This window comes from Methylobacterium sp. 1A, from assembly GCF_058072805.1.
This window is the reverse complement of the sequence record NZ_JBYQVE010000001.1, coordinates 302485-319396: the sequence shown is the minus strand read 5'-3', so window position 1 is coordinate 319396 and position 16912 is coordinate 302485. Positions and strand designations below refer to the sequence as shown.

The window sequence follows — 16912 nt, the reverse complement described above, 5'->3', positions numbered from 1 at the left end:
CCGCCGGTGTCGGACACGGCCGAGAAACGTTACATCGTTGCAACAGCGATCCGGGCGGCGCGCCCGCACAAGCTCAAGACGCCGGTTGACTTTGAAACGTTATAACATTTTGATCGCGTCATGACTCAGCGCGACACCCGCCTTCCCGTCACCGTCCTGTCCGGCTTCCTCGGGGCCGGGAAGACGACACTTCTCAATCACGTGCTCACCAATCGCGACGGCCGCCGCGTCGCGGTCATCGTGAACGACATGAGCGAGGTGAACATCGACGCCGATCTGGTCCGCGCCGGGGGCGCCGACCTGTCCCGGACCGACGAGACCCTGGTCGAGATGACCAACGGCTGCATCTGCTGCACCCTGCGCGATGACCTGCTCGCCGAGGTCCGGCGGCTGTCGGAGACGGGGCGGTTCGACTACCTGCTGATCGAGGGAACCGGCATCGCCGAGCCGCTGCCGGTCGCCTCGACCTTCTCGTTCCGCGACGAGGCCGGCCGGTCGCTCTCGGATCTCGCCCGGCTCGACACGATGGTGACCGTGGTCGACGCGGTGAATCTGCTGAAGGATTACGGCTCGGCCGCCTTCCTGCGCGAGCGCGGCGAGACAGCGGGCGCCGAGGACACGCGCACGCTCGTGGACCTGCTCGTGGAGCAGATCGAGTTCGCCGACGTGGTGGTGATCAACAAGGTGCGCGACGTGCCGGCCGAGCACCTCGCGCTGGTGCGCTCCGTCGTGCGCGGCCTGAACGCCGATGCCCGCATCCTCGAGACCGATCACGGGCGCGCGCCGCTCGCCGAGATCCTCGACACCGGCCTCTTCGACGAGGAGAAGGCGCAGCAGCACCCGCTCTGGTTCAAGGAACTCTACGGCGCCCACGCGCACGTGCCGGAGACCGAGGAGTACGGCATCGCCTCCTTCGTCTACCGGGCCCGGCGGCCCTTCGACCCGGAGCGCTTCAACGCCTTCGTCAACGCTACGTGGCCGGGCCTGATCCGCGCGAAGGGCCACTTCTGGCTCGCGACCCGGCCGGACTGGGTCGGCGAGTTCTCCCTGGCGGGCGCCGTGGCCCGGGTCTCGGCGATGGGATTCTGGTGGTCGGCCGTGCCGCGGCGGCGCTGGCCGGAGGCGCCCGAGTTTCAGGCGCGGCTCCGGGACGTCTGGAGCGAGGTCTGGGGCGACCGGCGCCAGGAGCTGGTCTTCATCGGCACCGGCATGGACGCCGCGGCGCTCACGGCAGCGCTGGACGCCTGCCTGATCGAGACCGGCGCGGACCGGGCGCCGTTCGATCCCGCGCCCTATCGCGGCCTGCCGGACCCGTTCCCGGCCTGGCGCCGCGCAGCCTGAGGGCGACGGTCAGGTGGCCAGCGCCTCCGCCTCGTCTTCGGCCTCGATCTCGGCATCCGCCTCGGTCGTCTGACCGGATGCGCCGGCCGCCTCCGCGAGGCCGCGGGCCGCCTTGCGCAGGAGCTTCCGGAGGCGGCGGCGGTCGGTCTTGTCGAGGTGGTCGAGCAACTCGGCCTCGACCTCCTCCTGGATCCGCTCGATGGCCTCGGCCTTGGCCCTGCCGGTCTCCGTGAGCTGGACCCGCACAACGCGGCCGTCGCCCGATTCGGCCCGGCGCTCGACGATGCCGAGGGCCGCGAGCCGCGTGACGGTCTTGGAGGCGGTGGGCGGCCGGACGCGCAGCAGGGCGGCGAGATCGCCCATCGTCATCGTGCCGGCCGCGGCGAGCGCCTGCACCACCTGCTCCTGGCCGGCGAACAGTCCGAGCTTCGCCAGACGATCGCCGGTCCGTGCCCGGTGCAGGCGCGCCGCCTGCACCAGCGCCCAGCCGACGCTGCGCACGCCGGGCGGCCTCAGCTTCTTGGACGGGAGTCCGAGCACCGCGGCCTCGTCCTGATGATCGCGCTTCTGCTTGTCGCCCACCGGAGCGCCCGAATTAGAGCCGGCGGCCGCCGGACGATCCTGAATCTGCACCGTCCACCCCCATCAAGCGGCCGCCCAGGTCCCTGTGGCGCCGACTGGTGACGGTGCGATGACGGGGCTGGCGCGGAGGCCCGCTCAGCAGTGCATGAGACGCTGGAGACGGTCCAGGATGTCCTCGCCGGTGCAGGGACGGGCGATGAACTCGGCATGCTCGGGCATGCGGGCCGGGTCCGGGGCCGCGCGCCCGGACACGATCAGGATCGGCAGTTGCGGCCGCGCCTCGGCCACGGAGCTCGCGAGGTCGAAACCGTCGGTCTTGCCCGAGAGCTGCACGTCCGTGACCAGCCCGCAGATGTCCGGGCGCGCCTGCAGGATGCTGAGCGCCCGCTCGGCCGAGGCGCACTGGACGGTGTCGTAGCCGCCTTCCTCCAGCACGTCCCCGAGGTCCATGATCGTCAGCGCCTCGTCCTCGACGAGGAGGATTACCGGCCGATCGCCGCTCGAACCCGTCTGCTCGCTCGCCACTGTGTACTCCCTTCGGCAGCACCCGGCCGCGCGGGCCGCCGCACGCATCTCCAGCCGTAGGCCCAACGGCAGAAACGGTCCCGGGTTGCAGGCCGGCACGGGGGCTCGTCACGGGAAAGTGGAACGCGCGGCCCTCATGTCGATGCCGGCGCCAGCTCGGTCACCACCCCGGCGACGGCCTCGACGAGCCGGTCGAGATCCGCCGCGCCGATCGTGAGCGCGGGGGTGAGGTAGACGATGTCGCCGAAGGGCCGCACCCAGACGCCGCGGGCGAGCAGTTCTGCCTTCAGGACGGCCAGATCGGGCGCCCGCGCGAACTGGACCGCGCCGATGGCCCCGAGGACCCGGACATCGGCCACGCCGGGCACACGCCGCAGCGGCTCCAGCCCCGCGGCGAGGCGCTCCGCGACGGCGCGGGCCTGGCTCAGGCGCGGCTCGGTCTCGAACAGGTCGAGGCTGGCATTGGCCGCCGCGCAGGCGAGGGGGTTGGCCATGAAGGTCGGGCCGTGCATCAGCGCCGCCGCCGGATCCTCGGACCAGAACGCCGCGAACACCTCCGTGCGGGCGACCGTGGCGGCGAGCGCCATCGTGCCGCCCGTGAGCGCCTTCGACAGGCACAGGATGTCGGGCACGATCCCCGCCTGCTCGCAGGCGAACAGGCTGCCTGTGCGCCCGAAGCCGGTGAAGATCTCGTCGGCGATGAGCGGCAGCCCGTGGCGGCGCGCCAGCCCGGCGACCGTCGCCAGCACCTCCGGCGGGTGCGTCCGCATCCCGCCGGCCCCCTGCACCAGCGGCTCGACGATCACCGCCGCCAGGGTGTCGCGATGGGCCGCCAGGGCCGCGTCGAGCGCCGCGGTCTCGGCGGCGCTCCGCGGCAGGTCGCAGAAGATCTGGCTCGGCAGGTAGGCACCGAAGCGGCGGTGCATGCCCTCCTCGGGGTCGCAGACCGACATCGCCCCCATCGTGTCGCCGTGGTAACCGCCGCGGAACGCGAGGACCTTCGTCCGCCCGGTGACGCCGCGGTTGATCCACATCTGCGCCGCCATCTTGAGCGCGACCTCCACGGCGACCGAGCCCGAATCGCTGAGGAAGACGTGGTCGAGATCGCCCGGCAGCAGGGCGGCGAGCCGCCGGGCCAGGGCCTCCGCCGGCGCGTGGGTGAGGCCGCCGAACATCACGTGGGGCATGCGCGCGAGCTGGTCGGCCACCGCGCCCGCTATGTGCGGGTGATTGTAGCCGTGCACCGCGGTCCACCAGGAGGCGATGCCGTCCACGAGCTCGCGCCCGTCGGCGAGGCGGATGCGGGTGCCCTGGGTCGCGACCGCCTCCAGGGGCGGCGCCGCGCGGCGCATCTGCGTGTAGGGCCGCCAGAGATGGCCTGCGGGCGTTGCGAGGGTCATGCGCCTGGCATGATGTGGCCTCGGACGGGGGTCAAGGACCGGCACCCGCCGCTTGACATTGTCCGCGCGGCACCGCCCATCCCCGTCTCCATGGACAGCCTCGACGCCTTCGCCACCGGGAAACTCGACGCCCTCGAGGCCGGCAGCCTGCGCCGCAAGCTGGTGCCGACGGAGCGCGGCGCCGGCGCCGCGGCGGCGCGGCGGGGGCGGGCGCTCGTCTCCTTCTCGTGCAACGATTACCTCGGCCTCTCGCACCACCCGCGGGTAATCGCAGCGGCTCAGGCGGCCGTGGCGTCCCACGGCGCGGGGGCGGGCGGGTCGCGGCTCGTGACCGGCGACCACCCCTATCTCGGCGCCCTGGAAGCCGGCCTCGCGCGCCACAAGGGCACGGAGGCCGCCCTGGTCTTCGGCAGCGGCTACCTCGCCAATCTCGGCATCACCCCGGCGCTCGCCGGGCGGGGCGACCTCGTCCTGCTCGACGAGCTGTCCCACGCCTGCATGTGGGCGGGCGCGCGGCTCTCGGGCGCGCGGGTCCTGACCTTCCGCCACAACGATCCCGGCGACCTCGCGGCGCGGCTCGCCGAGCACCGGCCGCACCACGGGCGCGCCCTCGTGCTGACCGAGCGCGTGTTCAGCATGGACGGCGACCGGGCGCCCCTCGGCGACATCCTGGGCATCGCCGAATCCTTCGACGCCTGGACGCTGGTGGACGACGCCCACGGCATCGGTGTGGTCGAGGAGGGACCGCGGGCGCCCCTGGAGATGGGCACCCTGTCGAAGGCGCTCGGCTCGTACGGCGGCTATCTCTGCGCCTCGCGCCCGGTCATCGACCTGATGACGAGCCGTGCCCGCAGCTTCGTCTACACCACCGGCCTGCCACCGGCCTCGGCCGCCGCGGCCCTGGAGGCGCTGGCGATCTTGGAGGCGGAGCCCGAGCGCCGGGCCCGTCCCCTCGCCCTCGCCCGGCGCTTCACCGCCCGCCTGGGCCTGCCGGAGGCCGAGAGCGCGGTCGTGCCGGTCCTGGTCGGCGAGGCGCACGCGGCGCTCGACATCTCGGCGGCGTTGGAGGCGCAGGGCTACCTCGTGGTGGCGATCCGCCCGCCGACCGTGCCGGCCGGCACCGCGCGGCTGCGGGTCGCCTTCTCGGCCGCCCACGACGAGGCCCAGGTCGACGCCCTCGCGGAGGCCGTGGCCGCCCTGATCGGTTGAGCGCGGGCGCTTCTCGGTGATCGCGCCGATTCTCATATCTGCGGGCCGAACAAGCGGCTGCGGACACCGTTCGTCTCTGCGAGCGCAGCGAAGCTAGGCAGGGCGGCACGACCCCTGGGATCGTGGCGCCACGCTGGATTGCTTCGCTGCGCTCGCAAAGACGGTGAGGGCGTCGCGACAACCTGCTAAGGCGTTTCGCGCATCGAGAACCCGATCCGGCCGCCCGAGGTCGGGCGACATCATCGAGAGGACGACGCCATGGACGCCACCGCGCTGCGAGCCCTCCAGGCTCCGATCAAGGACAAGTACCGCACCGCGCCGGACGCGGCGGTCATCACCTTGAAGGCCAGGGGCACGCTGGACGACACCAAGATCGCCTGCAAGGTCGAGACGGGCCGCGCCATCGCGGAGGCCGGGCTGCATCCGGCCACGGGCGGCTCGGGCGCGGAGCTGTGCTCGGGCGACATGCTGCTGGAGGCGCTGGTCGCCTGCGCGGGCGTGACGCTCAAGGCGGTGGCGACCGCCCTGGAGATCCCGCTGCGCGCCGGCACGGTCAGCGCCGAGGGCGACCTCGATTTCCGCGGCACCCTCGGGGTCGACAAGGAGGCGCCGGTGGGCTTCCGCAACATCCGCCTGTTCTTCGAGCTCGACACCGACGCGCCGGAGGACAAGCTCGCGCAGCTCCTGAAGCTGACCGAGCGCTACTGCGTCGTGTTCCAGACCCTCAACCACAAGCCGGAACTGTCGGTCGCCGCGACGACCGCCTGACGGAGCGCACCATGGCGGGCGGCATCACCCAGGCCGAGTACTGGAACGGCGAGGTCGGGACGCGCTGGGCGCGCAATCAGGCCGTCCTCGACGCGATGTTCGTCCCGCTGACGGAGGCGCTCTTCGTCCGCGCGGGGCTCGCCCCGGGCGAGACGGTACTCGACATCGGCTGCGGCGCGGGCGCCACGACCCTGGAGGCCGCGCGCCGGGTCGGGCCCGCCGGGAGCGTGGCGGGCGCCGACATCTCGGCGCCGCTCCTCGCCGTGGGGCGGGAGCGCGCCGAGGCGGAGCCCCCCGGGAGCGCGTCGCTCCGGTTCGTCGAGGCCGATGTCGAGACGGCCGATCTCGGCCGGTTCGACCACGTCGTGTCGCGGTTCGGCGTGATGTTCTTCGCGGATTCCGCCCGCGCCTTCGCCAACGTGCGCCGGATGCTCCGACCGGGCGGCCGGATGACCTTCCTGTGCTGGCGGCCCCTCGCCGAGAACCTGTGGGTCGGCGTGCCGCGCGACGCGGTGCTGCCGCTCCTGCCGGAGGTGCCGCCGCCGCCGCAGCCCGACACGCCGGGTCCGTTCCGCTTCGCCGACGCCGACCCGCTCGTCGCGCTCCTGCGCAGCGCCGGGTTCGACGCCGTCACCTGCGATGCCCTCGACCGGGACATCGTCCTCGGGCAGGGCGAGACCGACGCGGCGGCGGTCGCGGCGGCCACCCACGTCGCCCTGAACCTCGGGCCGAGCTCCCATCTCGTCCGCGAGGCCGCGCCGGATCTCCGGGCGCGCGCCGAGGCGGCCGTGGCGGAGGCCCTCCGGCGGCACGCGGCGGGCGGCGCCGTGCGCCTGCGCGCCGCCTGCTGGCTCGTCCAGGCGGGATAGGTTCCGCGCCGCTGCTCGCTCTCACCGTCTTCGCGAGCGGAGCGAAGCGATCCAGCCCGCGCGACGATCCGGGGCGTCCCGATGCCCTGGGTCACTGCGCTGCGCGCGTGATGACGAAGGGCGCGACGGCCGTCGAAGGGCCGATCGGAAACGGTCTCAGAGACCCAGCGCGCCGCCGTCCGAGCGCGGGTCGTGGGTCGCCTCGATCCGCCCGTTCCGGGGATGGCGGACCAGCATGCCGGCATGGCCGAGCGAGTCGATGTAGGAGCCGCCGAGTTCCTCGATCTCGTGGCCGAGTCGGCCGAGGGCCGCGATGCAGGCCGGATCGAACCGATCCTCCACCTTCACGCTGAGGGAGGGCGCGCCCCAGGTGCGCCCGTAGAGCAGGCGCGGCGCGTCGACCGCGTCCGCCACCGACCTCCCGTAATCGGCGTAGCGGGTGAAGATCTGGGCCTGGAACTGCGGCTGCCCGTCGCCGCCCATGCTGCCGTAGCTCATCACCCGCCCGTCGTCGAAGGCGGCGAGCGCCGGGATCAGCGTGTGGAAGGGGCGCCGGCCCGGCTCCAGGGGATTCACGGCCTTCGGGTCGAGGGAGAACGACATGCCCCGGTTCTGCCAGCAGATGCCGGTGGCGGGCAGAACCGTGCCGGAGCCGTACTCCCAGTAGACCGACTGGATGTAGGAGACGGCGAGGCCGTCCTTGTCGATGGCGCCCATCCAGACCGTGTCGCCGTGACCGGGATCGGGCAGGGGCACCCGGGCGGCGCGGCCCATGTCGACGAGCGCGGCCTCGCGGGCGAGCCGGTCCGGGGACAGGAACGCGGCGGGATCGTGCCGCAGGCGGGCGAAATCGGTGACCACCCGGTCGCGGATCGCGAAGGCCCGCTTCGTCGCCTCGATCAGCCCGTGGTAATGGGCCGTGGTCTCGGGCTCGGCGATGTTGAGACGGTCGAAGATCCCGAGGATCAGGAGCGCCGAGAGCCCCTGGGTCGGCGGCGGGAAGTTGTAGAGCGTCGCGTCGCGGCGGCGGATCGACAGGGGCGCCCGCTCGACCGCCGCGAAGGATTCCAGATCCGCCCGGGTGACCGGCGCGCCGAGGCGCTCCAGGTCGGCGGCGATCTCCCGGCCGATATCGCCGCGGTAGAAGTCGCCGAGGCCCGCATGGGCGAGCTGCTCCAGGGTGGCGGCGAGCAGCGGGAGGCTCCGGGTCTCGCCGGCCGGGAACGGCTTGCCGTCCTTCAGGAACGTCCGCGCGAAGTTCGGGGCGTCGTGGAGGGTGTCGAGTTCCTGGGGCACGTAGCGCGCCTCCGACGGGGAGACCGGGACGCCGGCCCGCGCCTGCGCGATCGCGTCGGCCAGCAGGGTCTCCAGCGGGAGGCGGCCGCCCAGCGCCCGCGCCAACTCCAGGGCGAGGCGCCAACCGCCCACCGCGCCGGCGACCGTCACCATCGCGTCGGGGCCGCGGGCGGGGATCGCGTCATAGCCCTTCTCGCGGTAGCGCGGGATCGTGGCGAGGCGCCCGGCCGGACCGCAGGCCTCGATGCCGCGCACCCGCCCGCCGCGCTCGCGCACCAGCCAGAAGCCGTCGCCGCCGATGCCGTTCATGTGCGGGTAGACCACCGCGATGGAGGCGGCCATCGCCACCATCGCCTCGATGGCGTTGCCGCCCTGCGCCAGGACAGTCTGCCCCGCCTGGGCGGCGAGGCTGTGGGGCGCGGCGACGGCGGCGGACGTGAAGACGGGGGTCTCGGGCATCGACGGTCCTGTGGTGTACCGGCCGCAGGGTTAGGCGAGCGCGCGGCTCCTGCAAAGGTCGAGCGTGTTCGACCAGCACGCCGTGCTATTCTGCGGCCCGTACTGTCGCCGACAAGCGGCCCATGGTCCGGAAGCTCATAGCCTCGTTTGCCCTGGCCCTCTCGGCCGTGCCCGCCGCGGCCCAGCAGCACGTGCCCTCGGTCTTCGAGGGCGCGGGCGCCGATCCGCGCGTCTCGGTCTCCCAGCCGGAGACCACCAGCCAGGCCTCCGGCGGCTACGTCCGCTCGGTCGAACCCTCGCTCGGCCCGCTCGGCGATCCGCTGGGGATCCGCCCGGTCCTGAAGGAGCGGGGCATCGAGTACAGCCTGACCTACATCGTCGACGTGCTCGGCAACCCGGTCGGCGGCCTGCGGCAGGGCGCGATCGTCGAGGACCGCCTCAACCTGCGCCTCAACCTCGACCTCGACCGGCTCGCGGGCTGGCAGGGCGCGACGGTCCACGCCAACGCCTACTTCATCCACGGCACCGGCCTGTCGCGCTACTATGTCGGCAACCTGCTCACGACGAGTGTCATCGAGGCGCTGCCGTCGACGCGGCTCTACGTTCTCTGGCTCGACCAGAGCCTGATGGACGGAAAGCTCGGGATCCGTATCGGCCAGCAGGCCGCCGATACCGAGTTCTTCGTCAGCCAGACCGCGACCCTGTTCGTGAACTCGACCTTCGGCTGGCCGGCCATCACCGGGCTCGACCTGCCGAGCGGCGGCCCGGCCTACCCGCTCGCGGCGCCGGCGATCCGGGCCAAGTACGTGCCGGGCAACGGCTTCTCCCTGCAGGTCGGCCTCTACGACGGCGATCCGGCCGGCGCGAACCGCCCCGGTCGGGATCCGGAGGCGCAGCGCCTCGACCGGACGGGCACGAATTTCCGCCTGCGCGATCCGGCCCTGGTCATCGCCGAGGCCACCTACGCGTACAACATCGCGCCCGGCGCCCGGGGATTGCCCGGGGACATCACCCTCGGCGGCTGGCAGCATTTCGGCCGGTTCGACAGCCTGCGCTTCGACATCACCGGCGTGCCGCTGGCCGACCCGAACGCCACCGGGATCGGCCGGCCGGTGCGCGGCAATGCCGGCCTCTACGCGATCTACGACCAGACCCTCTACCGGGAATCCGGCAAGGACGACGAGGGCCTGGGCTTCTTCGTGCGCGCCGCGTGGTCGCCCACCCGCTCCAGCCTGATCGACGCCTACGTGGATACCGGCCTCGCCTACAAGGGCCTGCTCGACGGGCGCGACGACGACACGGTCGGCCTCAGCTTCGCCTACGCCCGCATCGGCGACGACGCCCAGCGGGCCGACCGGGACACGATCCTCTACACCGGGATGCCGATGCCGCGCCGCCGCGCCGAGGCGGTGATCGAGGCGACCTATCAGGCGGTGGTCGTGCCGGGCTTCACGGTGCAGCCCGACGCGCAGTACGTCATCCGGCCGGGCGCCGGCGTCGCCGGTCCGGACGGGCGCCGGCTGCGCAACGCGGCGGTGCTCGGCCTGCGCGCGACCGTGCAGTACTGAGCCGGCCTGCGACCGCGGCACCCGGAACGCTCCCGGGCCTCCGCCTCTTTCAGCAGCATGTTGATTTTCGAGTGGGTCGTCGGCGTCCTGTTCGGCGCCGTCCTCCTGGCCGGCGTCGCGCGCCGGCTCGGTGCGCCGTATCCCGCCTTCCTGGCGCTGGGCGGCGTCGGCCTCGCCTTCGTGCCCGGCGTCCCGAACCTGCGGCTCGATCCCGAACTGGCGCTCGCCCTGTTCCTGGCCCCGGTCCTGCTCGATGCCGGGTTCGATGCCTCGGTGCGGGACCTGAAGGAGAACTGGCGCGCGGTGCTCGGGCTCGCGGTCGGGGCCGTGGCGGTGACGACTGTCGCGGTCGCGGTCGTGGCGCGGCTCGTCGTGCCGGACATGCCGCTCTCCGCCTGCATCGTGCTCGGCGCCGTGGTCGCGCCGCCCGACGCCGTGGCGGCGCTGGCGGTGCTCAAGCACGCGCCGATGCCGCACCGGCTCGCCACGATCCTGCGCGGCGAGAGCCTGCTCAACGACGCGGCCTCGCTGCTGATCTACCGGCTCGGCGTGACGGCCGCGATGGCCGGCACCTTCCACCCGGCGGAGGTGGCGCCCGCCTTCCTCCTGGGCGTGGTCGCGAGCCTCGTCGTCGGCCCCTGCCTCGGCCTGCTGTTCGTGGCCGTGACCCGGCGCGTGACCGATCCGGCGAGCGCGATCGTGCTCCAGTTCGTCGCCGCCTTCGGGATCTGGCTCGCCGCGGAGAGGCTGGAGCTGTCGGGGGTCCTGACCATCGTGACCTTCGCGGTGACGGTCGCCCGCCGGGCACCCGGCGTCACCGCGCCCCGCGCCCGGGTGATCTCCTACGCGGTCTGGGACACGGCAGTGTTCGTGCTCAACGTCCTGGCCTTCGTGCTGATCGGCATCCAGATCGACCCGATCCGGGATCGGTTGAGCGGCGCGGACGCGTGGCAGGCGCTGATCCTCGCGGGCGCGACCTTCGCCACCGTGGTCCTGACCCGCCTCGCCTGGGTGATGCCGACCACAGGGATCCGCGGGTTCGGCCTTCGGCAGGCCGGCGCCCCGGCGCGGCTGGGCCCTGGGATCGCCCTGTCGTGGGCGGGCATGCGCGGGATCGTCACCGTGGCGGCCGCCCTGGCGCTGCCCGCCGAGTTCCCGCACCGGGATCTCGTGGTGGTCACCGCCTTCGTCACGGTGCTCGGCACCCTGATTATCCAGGGCCTGACCCTGCGGCCGCTGCTCGCCCGTCTGCGGCTGGAGGACGATGATCCGGTGGGCCGGGAGACCGGTTGGGCCCGCGCGGCGGCCTACGAGGCCGCCCTGGAGAGCCTCGCCGACGCCGAGAACGAGCCGGCGACCGACGCCCTGCGCGCCGAGTTCCGCGCGGCCCTCGCGGAGGCCGAGGCGCACGACGAGGGCTTGGCGCCGGAGAGCCTGCCGGCGGATGCCGCGCGGCGGCGCGCCGTCGAGGCCGCCCGCGACGCGGTGCTCGCCCTGCGCCGCCAGGGGCGGATCGGCGACGACGCCTACTACCTGCTGGAGGAGGAATTCGACTGGGCCGAACTCAGCGCGACCCCGCGCGCGGAGACCTGAGCGCGCCCCGTCAGACGCCCTTGCGCGCGGCGATCCGGGCCTCGATCGCGTCCCAGACCGCGACCGACAGGTCGGGGCCCCCGAGTCGCTGGATCGCCCGGATGCCGGTGGGGGAGGTGACGTTGATCTCGGTGAGGTGCCCGTCGATCACGTCGATGCCCACCAGGATCAGGCCCCGCCGCGCCAGTTCCGGGCCGATCGTGGCGCAGATCTCGCGCTCGCGGTCGGTGAGCTCGGAGGCGGAGGCGGCGCCGCCGCGCACCATGTTGGAGCGGATGTCGTTCGCGGCCGGCACGCGGTTGACCGCCCCCATCGGGACGCCGTCGACCAGGATGATGCGCTTGTCGCCCTCGGTGACCCGGTCGAGGTAGCGTTGCACGACCCAGGCCTCCCGGAAGGTCGTGGCGAACAGGTCGAACATCGAGCCGAAATTCGGGTCCTTCTCGGTGACCTTGAACACGGCCGCGCCGCCGTGCCCGTGCAGCGGCTTCATCGCCACGGTCCCGTGCTCCAGCCGGAAGGCCTCGATCTCCGCCTTGTCGCGGCTGATCAGCGTCGGCGGCATCAGCTCGGGGAAGTCGAGGACGAACAGCTTCTCGGGCGCGTTGCGCACCTCGAAGGGATCGTTGACCACGAGGGTCTCCGGATGGATCCGCTCGAGCATGTGGGTGGCCGTGATGTAGGCCATGTCGAAGGGCGGGTCCTGGCGCATCAGCACCACGTCCGCCTCGGCGAGGTCGATCCGCTCCGGCGGCCCCAGGGTGAAGTGCGCGCCCTCGACGTCCTGCACGGTCAGCCGCTCGACGCGGGCCGTCACGCGCCGGCCCTGCATCGAGAGCCGGTCGGGCGTGTAGTAGACGAGCGCGTGCCCCCGCCGCTGGGCCTCCAGCAGCAGGGCGAAGGTGGTGTCACCCGCGATCCGGATGTTCTGGATCGGGTCCATCTGGACCGCGACGGTCAGGCTCATACCAAACGCCCCTCGCCAACGGCGGGCAACTCGACCGGGTCCCGTCTCAATCGTCGGACAGGGACTTGCTGCCCGTGCGCTTGTCGTAGTCGCCGATCGCCGCCCGGCATTCCGGGGACAGGCGCTTGCGGTTGCGCATCATGCAGCGATCCGCGTCCTGGCTGTTCGGATCGACGCCCGCGCATAGGCGGAAATAGTCGTTCGCGCAGCCGAGCTGCAGGCCCTGATCCTCCCGCTGGGCGTAGGCGGGGCCGGCGGTCAGCGCGAACAGCGCCAGCGCCGCAGTAGCCAAGCCGCGGCGGCGGAAGGCGCGCAGGGATCGTTCCGGAACCAGTCGCATTCAGCGGTGTCCTCAATCTCGATCGGGCGGAGAGCCGACACGGCGGTCCCGCCATCGCCCGTGCCCGGCATATCGGTCGGGCCGGGCGGTAGGCAAGCGCCGAGGGTCCCGACGGGTTCCGCGCGGCAACGTCGCGGCCACGCTTCGCCGCGGTGTGGCGCGCGGGTCGCACAGCGCCGCCGCCCGGCGGGCCGTCCGCACATAAGAAGGCCCCGTCCGGATCGGACAGGGCCTCAAGTCGAAGGGAGGAAACGCCCGCCATGGGCGCGAACACCCACGCAATTCACGCGCCAACTCCCGCCAGCACCGCGATTCCCGGCCGGGGCCCGGAAAGACTCCGTTAACCACGTCGTGCTGGATTGTTTCGGTAGCCCTTGCCGACGCCCTCCGAAGGGCCCGGGCCAGATGCTCGGACCGCCGACAGGAGCCGGAGACCATGACCCTCATCAAGCCGCTGGAGACCGGCGAAGCCCGTTCGTCGAAGCCCGCCGCCGATCCGGCACGCAGAGCCGCCCAGGCCCCGTCCGCCACCCTGATCCCGTTCCCGGGCGCGGAGTCGCGGCGGACCTGCCGGATCCCGCGCTCCGGCGAGCGGCGCGGCGAGATCCTCCTGTTCCTCGGCGTGCGCTACGAGCGCCTCGCGTCCTGAGGACGTCCCCGCGCATGTCAGCCCGGCCGCGCGACACCACCGACGGTTCTCCCATGTCAGCCCCGGATCGCCGGCAGCCCGACCGCGCGCGCACCGCGCTGCGCCTCGCCCCCGCCGGCGCCGCGCTCGCCCTGCTCGCGGCCTGCACCCAGAGCGGCGATTTCGGCCGGCCGCGCACGGGGGTCTGGAACGGGCTCATCGACACGACGGGCAGCTTCAGCACCCGGGATCGCGGGCGCCTCCTGCTCGATTCCGGCCTCACCGACGACGAACTGACCCTGCGCGACCGCGCGTGGCGGTTCGTCGCGCCGGCCAGCAACTTCACGGCCTTCCAGGACACGGTGTTCGGCCTCGCCAGCGCCCACGCGCTCCCGCCGACGTGGCGCTACGAGGAAGTCGGCGCCTATTACGAGGCCCTGACGGAGGAGCCGTCCCGCTCCCCAGTCTCCCGCTACCGGAAGCTCAGCGACGACGCGACCGCCGACGCGCGGCTGATCCCGCTCTTCGTGGCGCTGGCCGCCCGCGTCATCGACGCGGATGCCGCTCGCCTGCGCAGCCTGCCCTTCGCCAAGACCCTCGACGACGCCGCCGTGCGGGATGCCGTCCAGCGGGTCGCCGAGAACCGCTGCCTGATCGCCTGGGTGCGCTTCGAGGCCGGCCTACGGCTCGCCCGCTACCGGTTCGCGCTGGAGCACCTGTTCGCGGCCGCGCCGGCGCCGGAATCGGTCTCGGCCGAGCGGTCCATCCTGATGCTGGCCGCGCGCCGCAACCTGCTCGACCCGCTCCTGCCGCCGGACGCCGCGGCCCGGTGCGGCCTCGGGCCGCTTCCGCTGCCGCCCCCACCGGCCGCGCAGGCGGAACCGCTGGTGGTCAAATACTGAGCGCTCAAGGCCGCCCCGGGATGAAGGCCGTGCCGCGCGGATGGCCGGAGGCCGGACTCCGCCGGCCCTAGTACTTCAGCCCGGTGTCGCAGAGGACGGTCACGGCGGTCGCGTCGCGGGGGAGACGCCCGGACGACAGCAGCGCGACCGTCGCGGCGACGTTGGCCGCCGCCGAGTAGCCGACGTGCAGGCCCTCCCGCGTCGCCAGGGCCCGCCGCCACTCCTCGGCCGCCGCGTCGGTCACCGGGATGGACAAGTCCATCAGGCCGGCCGTCCAGTGCGGCGGGACGCTGCCGTAGCCGGTGCCCTGGATCAGGTGCCGGTGCTTCGTGACCGGCGATCCGCCGAGGGGCTGACAGCCCGCCGGCTCGACCGCGGCGCAGATCACGGACGGGTTGCGCGCGCGCAGGGCCGCGGCCACGCCGAGGAAGGTCGCGCCCGTGCCCACGGCCGCCACCCAGGCATCGACCCGGCCGGACGATTGCGCCCAGATCTCCGGTCCGGTCGTGTCGCGATGCGCGCGCACGCCCTCCGGCGCATGGAACTGGTCGATGTAGAAGCCGCCCCGCTCGGTCGCGACGCGCTCCGCCGCGTCCGCGGCCGCCCGCACGTCGGCGCCGGTGACCTGCCCCGGGACGCCGTCCACCTGCGGCACCCGCACGACCTCGGCCCCGAGCGCCTCAAGCATCCGCACGCGCTGGAGACTGTTCCCGGCCGACATCGTGACCACGAGCGGGTGCCCCAGGGCCGCGCAGGCCACCGCGAGGCCGGCCCCCATGTTGCCGCTGGTCATCTCCACCACGGGCGCCCCCGCGGCGAGGCGGCCGTCCGCGCGCGCGGCCAGCAGGATGGCGCGGGCGGCGCGGTCCTTGACGCTGCCGCCGGGCTGCATGAACTCGGCCTTCGCGAGGATGCGGCCCGGACCGGGATGGACGCGGTCGAGGGCGACGAGCGGCGTGTTGCCGATCAGATCGAGGGCGGATCGCGTGATCCCGGCGGCCGAGGACGGCATCGTCGCGGCGGCTGCGGTCATCGCGTCGGCGGGGCCGGCGCCGTCATCCGGGAGAACGCGGGGCCGCGGGGGCTCAGCACCGGCCGACCGGCGCCGCGGACCCGTGCGGCGTCCTCGCTCAGCGTCCCGCTCCCTTGCCCGACGCATCCTTGCCCGAAGCGTCCTTGCCGGGCGTGTCTTTGCCCGCGGACGCATCGCCCGTCGGCGTGTCGGTGGTGCAGGAGACGGCCTGGACGGCGGCGTTGGCGGCGGGCCTCTGGCTCGGGAGACCGGCGATCACCCGCACCACCACGAAGCCGCGCGCGTCGGGCGCGACGATGCGCACGTCGCGGCTCGGATCGTTCTCGTCGTCGTCGGCCAGCGCCTCGTCGTACTGCGCCCGGGTCAGGATCACGAGATCCAGGGCCCCGCGGACCGCGGCCTGATCGGTCACCGCGTAGAACGCCCCGCGGCGGGCATGCGCGGCGAGCGAGAGCGACAGCGGACCGGTGCGGGCCGAGACGCGCATGGGCCCGTCCGCGAGGTTGTAGGCGCAGACGCCCACGGCGACCGCCGGATCCGGGATCGGCAGCCACGCCTCGGGCGGGGAGGGGTCGTCGCCGGTCGCGACCGCGTAGATCGATTGCGGATGGTCCAGGTTCTCGCTGGTGCGGGCGCGCGAGACCGCGTCGGCCTCCGACAGGGCGGGGATCGCCAGGACCGCCGCGATGTGGACGATCCCGGCGAGCACGAGGCCGATCAGCGTGGCGTAGACGAAGCGCAGGCTCACGGGGCGCACCCCACGCGGGTGATGGCCGGCACGGCACTTCGGTCGAGGGACCCGACGCTGGCGGCGACCGGCGTATCGTACAGGCGCAGGGCGAGGCGGACCGGCCCGCTCGCCCGCGGGCTCGGGAGCCAGTTGCCCGGCTGGACATCCGGCGCGAGCGTGATCGTGAAGCGCCCGTCGGCCGTGCGCAGCACTTCCGTGGAGGTGAAGCCCTCGCGCAGCGGCACGCGGCCGGGTTCGCGCGCGCCGCGCCCGGCGACCGTGACGGTCCAGGCGCGGGCGGGCGGCGTCGCGCCGCCGATCCGGTACGTGCAGGTCGCGTCGAGCGCCTGACCGGAATCGTCGACCGCCGCGGTCAGAAGCAGGCCCTCACCGACCGCCAGAGGGATCTCGCCGCGGCGCGCGTTGACGGCGCGGGTGTAGGGATCGGCATTCGCCGCGCCGGCCCGCGGCCACGCGGTCCAGGCTCCGACCTGCACGCCGCCGAACGGGTAGCCGCCGCTCGTGGCCCAGTCGGCGCTGGCGAGTCCCAGGACGGCGCCCAGCGCCAGGGTGTAGGCGGCGAGGCCGGCGATCGAGCTCTTGCGCCAGAGGCGCAGGACGAAGCGCGCAGCGCCGTTGCGTGGGGCGCCGGCGAACACGGAGGTCCGGCCGAGCGCCTCGGGGATCGTGAGCTTCATGCGC

The 16912-nt window shown here is 73.5% G+C and carries 17 protein-coding genes; 8 read left to right on the top strand and 9 right to left on the bottom strand.

Features of this window, described 5'->3' with window-relative positions:
* Positions 1 to 120: 120 nt before the first annotated feature.
* Entirely contained in the window at positions 121 to 1341 is a 1221-nt protein-coding gene (gene zigA, locus ACX9MN_RS01510) for a zinc metallochaperone GTPase ZigA (protein ID WP_489723569.1), read from the top strand.
* Between the two features lie 9 nt (positions 1342 to 1350).
* On the opposite strand, the gene ACX9MN_RS01505 is transcribed toward zigA, so the two are convergent.
* The 3 genes from ACX9MN_RS01505 to ACX9MN_RS01495 all read right to left on the bottom strand — a co-directional run bounded on the left by ACX9MN_RS01505 (position 1351) and on the right by ACX9MN_RS01495 (position 3848).
* Entirely contained in the window at positions 1351 to 1923 is a 573-nt protein-coding gene (locus ACX9MN_RS01505; RefSeq protein ID WP_020093671.1) for a MarR family winged helix-turn-helix transcriptional regulator, read from the bottom strand.
* A 135-nt stretch (positions 1924 to 2058) separates the two neighbouring features.
* Positions 2059 to 2448, bottom strand: a complete 390-nt coding sequence (locus tag ACX9MN_RS01500; RefSeq protein ID WP_020093672.1) for a response regulator — start codon at positions 2446 to 2448, stop codon at positions 2059 to 2061.
* 134 nt (positions 2449 to 2582) lie between these two features.
* Positions 2583 to 3848: an adenosylmethionine--8-amino-7-oxononanoate transaminase gene (locus ACX9MN_RS01495; protein WP_489723568.1), complete on the bottom strand. Its 1266-nt coding sequence runs from the start codon at positions 3846 to 3848 to the stop codon at positions 2583 to 2585.
* Between the two features lie 90 nt (positions 3849 to 3938).
* Here ACX9MN_RS01495 and ACX9MN_RS01490 point away from each other — a divergent pair, with 90 nt between their 5' ends.
* The 3 genes from ACX9MN_RS01490 (at position 3939) to ACX9MN_RS01480 (ending at position 6694) form a co-directional block, all read left to right on the top strand.
* Entirely contained in the window at positions 3939 to 5057 is a 1119-nt protein-coding gene (locus ACX9MN_RS01490) for an aminotransferase class I/II-fold pyridoxal phosphate-dependent enzyme (RefSeq protein ID WP_489723567.1), read from the top strand.
* 258 nt (positions 5058 to 5315) lie between these two features.
* Positions 5316 to 5825: an OsmC family protein gene (locus ACX9MN_RS01485; protein WP_020093675.1), complete on the top strand. Its 510-nt coding sequence runs from the start codon at positions 5316 to 5318 to the stop codon at positions 5823 to 5825.
* 11 nt (positions 5826 to 5836) lie between these two features.
* A complete protein-coding gene (locus tag ACX9MN_RS01480) occupies positions 5837 to 6694 on the top strand; it encodes a class I SAM-dependent methyltransferase (protein WP_489723566.1) in 858 nt (285 codons plus the stop codon).
* Positions 6695 to 6850: 156 nt separating this feature from the next.
* Here ACX9MN_RS01480 and ACX9MN_RS01475 read toward each other — a convergent pair whose 3' ends face one another.
* Positions 6851 to 8449 carry a gamma-glutamyltransferase family protein gene (locus ACX9MN_RS01475; RefSeq protein ID WP_489723565.1) on the bottom strand — a complete coding sequence of 533 codons (1599 nt, stop codon included), beginning with the start codon at positions 8447 to 8449 and terminating at the stop codon, positions 6851 to 6853.
* A 122-nt stretch (positions 8450 to 8571) separates the two neighbouring features.
* On the opposite strand from ACX9MN_RS01475, the gene ACX9MN_RS01470 reads away from it, so the two are divergent.
* Entirely contained in the window at positions 8572 to 10017 is a 1446-nt protein-coding gene (locus ACX9MN_RS01470) for a carbohydrate porin (protein ID WP_331326284.1), read from the top strand.
* Positions 10018 to 10074: 57 nt separating this feature from the next.
* Positions 10075 to 11610, top strand: coding sequence for a cation:proton antiporter (locus ACX9MN_RS01465; protein WP_042674088.1), 1536 nt, complete (start codon positions 10075 to 10077; stop codon positions 11608 to 11610).
* Positions 11611 to 11620: 10 nt separating this feature from the next.
* Here the strand turns inward: ACX9MN_RS01465 and gshB are convergent, their stop codons facing one another.
* Both gshB and ACX9MN_RS01455 read right to left on the bottom strand, forming a co-directional pair.
* Positions 11621 to 12577, bottom strand: coding sequence for a glutathione synthase (gene gshB, locus ACX9MN_RS01460; RefSeq protein WP_056525561.1), 957 nt, complete (start codon positions 12575 to 12577; stop codon positions 11621 to 11623).
* A 46-nt stretch (positions 12578 to 12623) separates the two neighbouring features.
* Positions 12624 to 12917: a hypothetical protein gene (locus ACX9MN_RS01455; RefSeq protein WP_020093681.1), complete on the bottom strand. Its 294-nt coding sequence runs from the start codon at positions 12915 to 12917 to the stop codon at positions 12624 to 12626.
* Positions 12918 to 13353: 436 nt separating this feature from the next.
* On the opposite strand from ACX9MN_RS01455, the gene ACX9MN_RS01450 reads away from it, so the two are divergent.
* Together ACX9MN_RS01450 and ACX9MN_RS01445 are read left to right on the top strand one after the other, a co-directional pair.
* Complete coding sequence (locus tag ACX9MN_RS01450) at positions 13354 to 13566, top strand: hypothetical protein (RefSeq protein ID WP_056525564.1); 213 nt, start codon at positions 13354 to 13356, stop codon at positions 13564 to 13566.
* 53 nt (positions 13567 to 13619) lie between these two features.
* A complete protein-coding gene (locus ACX9MN_RS01445) occupies positions 13620 to 14447 on the top strand; it encodes a hypothetical protein (RefSeq protein ID WP_056525566.1) in 828 nt (275 codons plus the stop codon).
* Positions 14448 to 14514: 67 nt separating this feature from the next.
* Here the strand turns inward: ACX9MN_RS01445 and ACX9MN_RS01440 are convergent, their stop codons facing one another.
* From ACX9MN_RS01440 to ACX9MN_RS01430, 3 genes are all read right to left on the bottom strand, one after another.
* Positions 14515 to 15480 (bottom strand): PLP-dependent cysteine synthase family protein, encoded by a 966-nt coding sequence (locus ACX9MN_RS01440; RefSeq protein ID WP_056525569.1) that lies wholly within the window; start codon positions 15478 to 15480, stop codon positions 14515 to 14517.
* Positions 15481 to 15577: 97 nt separating this feature from the next.
* Positions 15578 to 16237, bottom strand: a complete 660-nt coding sequence (locus ACX9MN_RS01435; RefSeq protein ID WP_489723564.1) for a DUF1254 domain-containing protein — start codon at positions 16235 to 16237, stop codon at positions 15578 to 15580.
* Complete coding sequence (locus tag ACX9MN_RS01430; RefSeq protein WP_132366850.1) at positions 16225 to 16908, bottom strand: DUF1214 domain-containing protein; 684 nt, start codon at positions 16906 to 16908, stop codon at positions 16225 to 16227. The genes ACX9MN_RS01435 and ACX9MN_RS01430 overlap by 13 nt, the downstream gene beginning before the upstream one ends.
* Between the last annotated feature and the right edge of the window lie 4 nt (positions 16909 to 16912).

Bases quoted from the DNA above. Each gene is read 5' to 3' on its own strand.
- zigA (WP_489723569.1), top strand. From the start codon at position 121: ATGACTCAGCGCGACACCCGCCTTCCCGTCACCGTCCTGTCCGGCTTC.
- ACX9MN_RS01495 (WP_489723568.1), bottom strand. From the start codon at position 3,848: ATGACCCTCGCAACGCCCGCAGGCCATCTCTGGCGGCCCTACACGCAG.
- ACX9MN_RS01490 (WP_489723567.1), top strand. From the start codon at position 3,939: ATGGACAGCCTCGACGCCTTCGCCACCGGGAAACTCGACGCCCTCGAG.
- ACX9MN_RS01485 (WP_020093675.1), top strand. From the start codon at position 5,316: ATGGACGCCACCGCGCTGCGAGCCCTCCAGGCTCCGATCAAGGACAAG.
- ACX9MN_RS01480 (WP_489723566.1), top strand. From the start codon at position 5,837: ATGGCGGGCGGCATCACCCAGGCCGAGTACTGGAACGGCGAGGTCGGG.
- ACX9MN_RS01475 (WP_489723565.1), bottom strand. From the start codon at position 8,449: ATGCCCGAGACCCCCGTCTTCACGTCCGCCGCCGTCGCCGCGCCCCAC.
- ACX9MN_RS01470 (WP_331326284.1), top strand. From the start codon at position 8,572: ATGGTCCGGAAGCTCATAGCCTCGTTTGCCCTGGCCCTCTCGGCCGTG.
- ACX9MN_RS01465 (WP_042674088.1), top strand. From the start codon at position 10,075: ATGTTGATTTTCGAGTGGGTCGTCGGCGTCCTGTTCGGCGCCGTCCTC.
- gshB (WP_056525561.1), bottom strand. From the start codon at position 12,577: ATGAGCCTGACCGTCGCGGTCCAGATGGACCCGATCCAGAACATCCGG.
- ACX9MN_RS01455 (WP_020093681.1), bottom strand. From the start codon at position 12,917: ATGCGACTGGTTCCGGAACGATCCCTGCGCGCCTTCCGCCGCCGCGGC.
- ACX9MN_RS01450 (WP_056525564.1), top strand. From the start codon at position 13,354: ATGACCCTCATCAAGCCGCTGGAGACCGGCGAAGCCCGTTCGTCGAAG.
- ACX9MN_RS01445 (WP_056525566.1), top strand. From the start codon at position 13,620: ATGTCAGCCCCGGATCGCCGGCAGCCCGACCGCGCGCGCACCGCGCTG.
- ACX9MN_RS01440 (WP_056525569.1), bottom strand. From the start codon at position 15,480: ATGACCGCAGCCGCCGCGACGATGCCGTCCTCGGCCGCCGGGATCACG.
- ACX9MN_RS01430 (WP_132366850.1), bottom strand. From the start codon at position 16,908: ATGAAGCTCACGATCCCCGAGGCGCTCGGCCGGACCTCCGTGTTCGCC.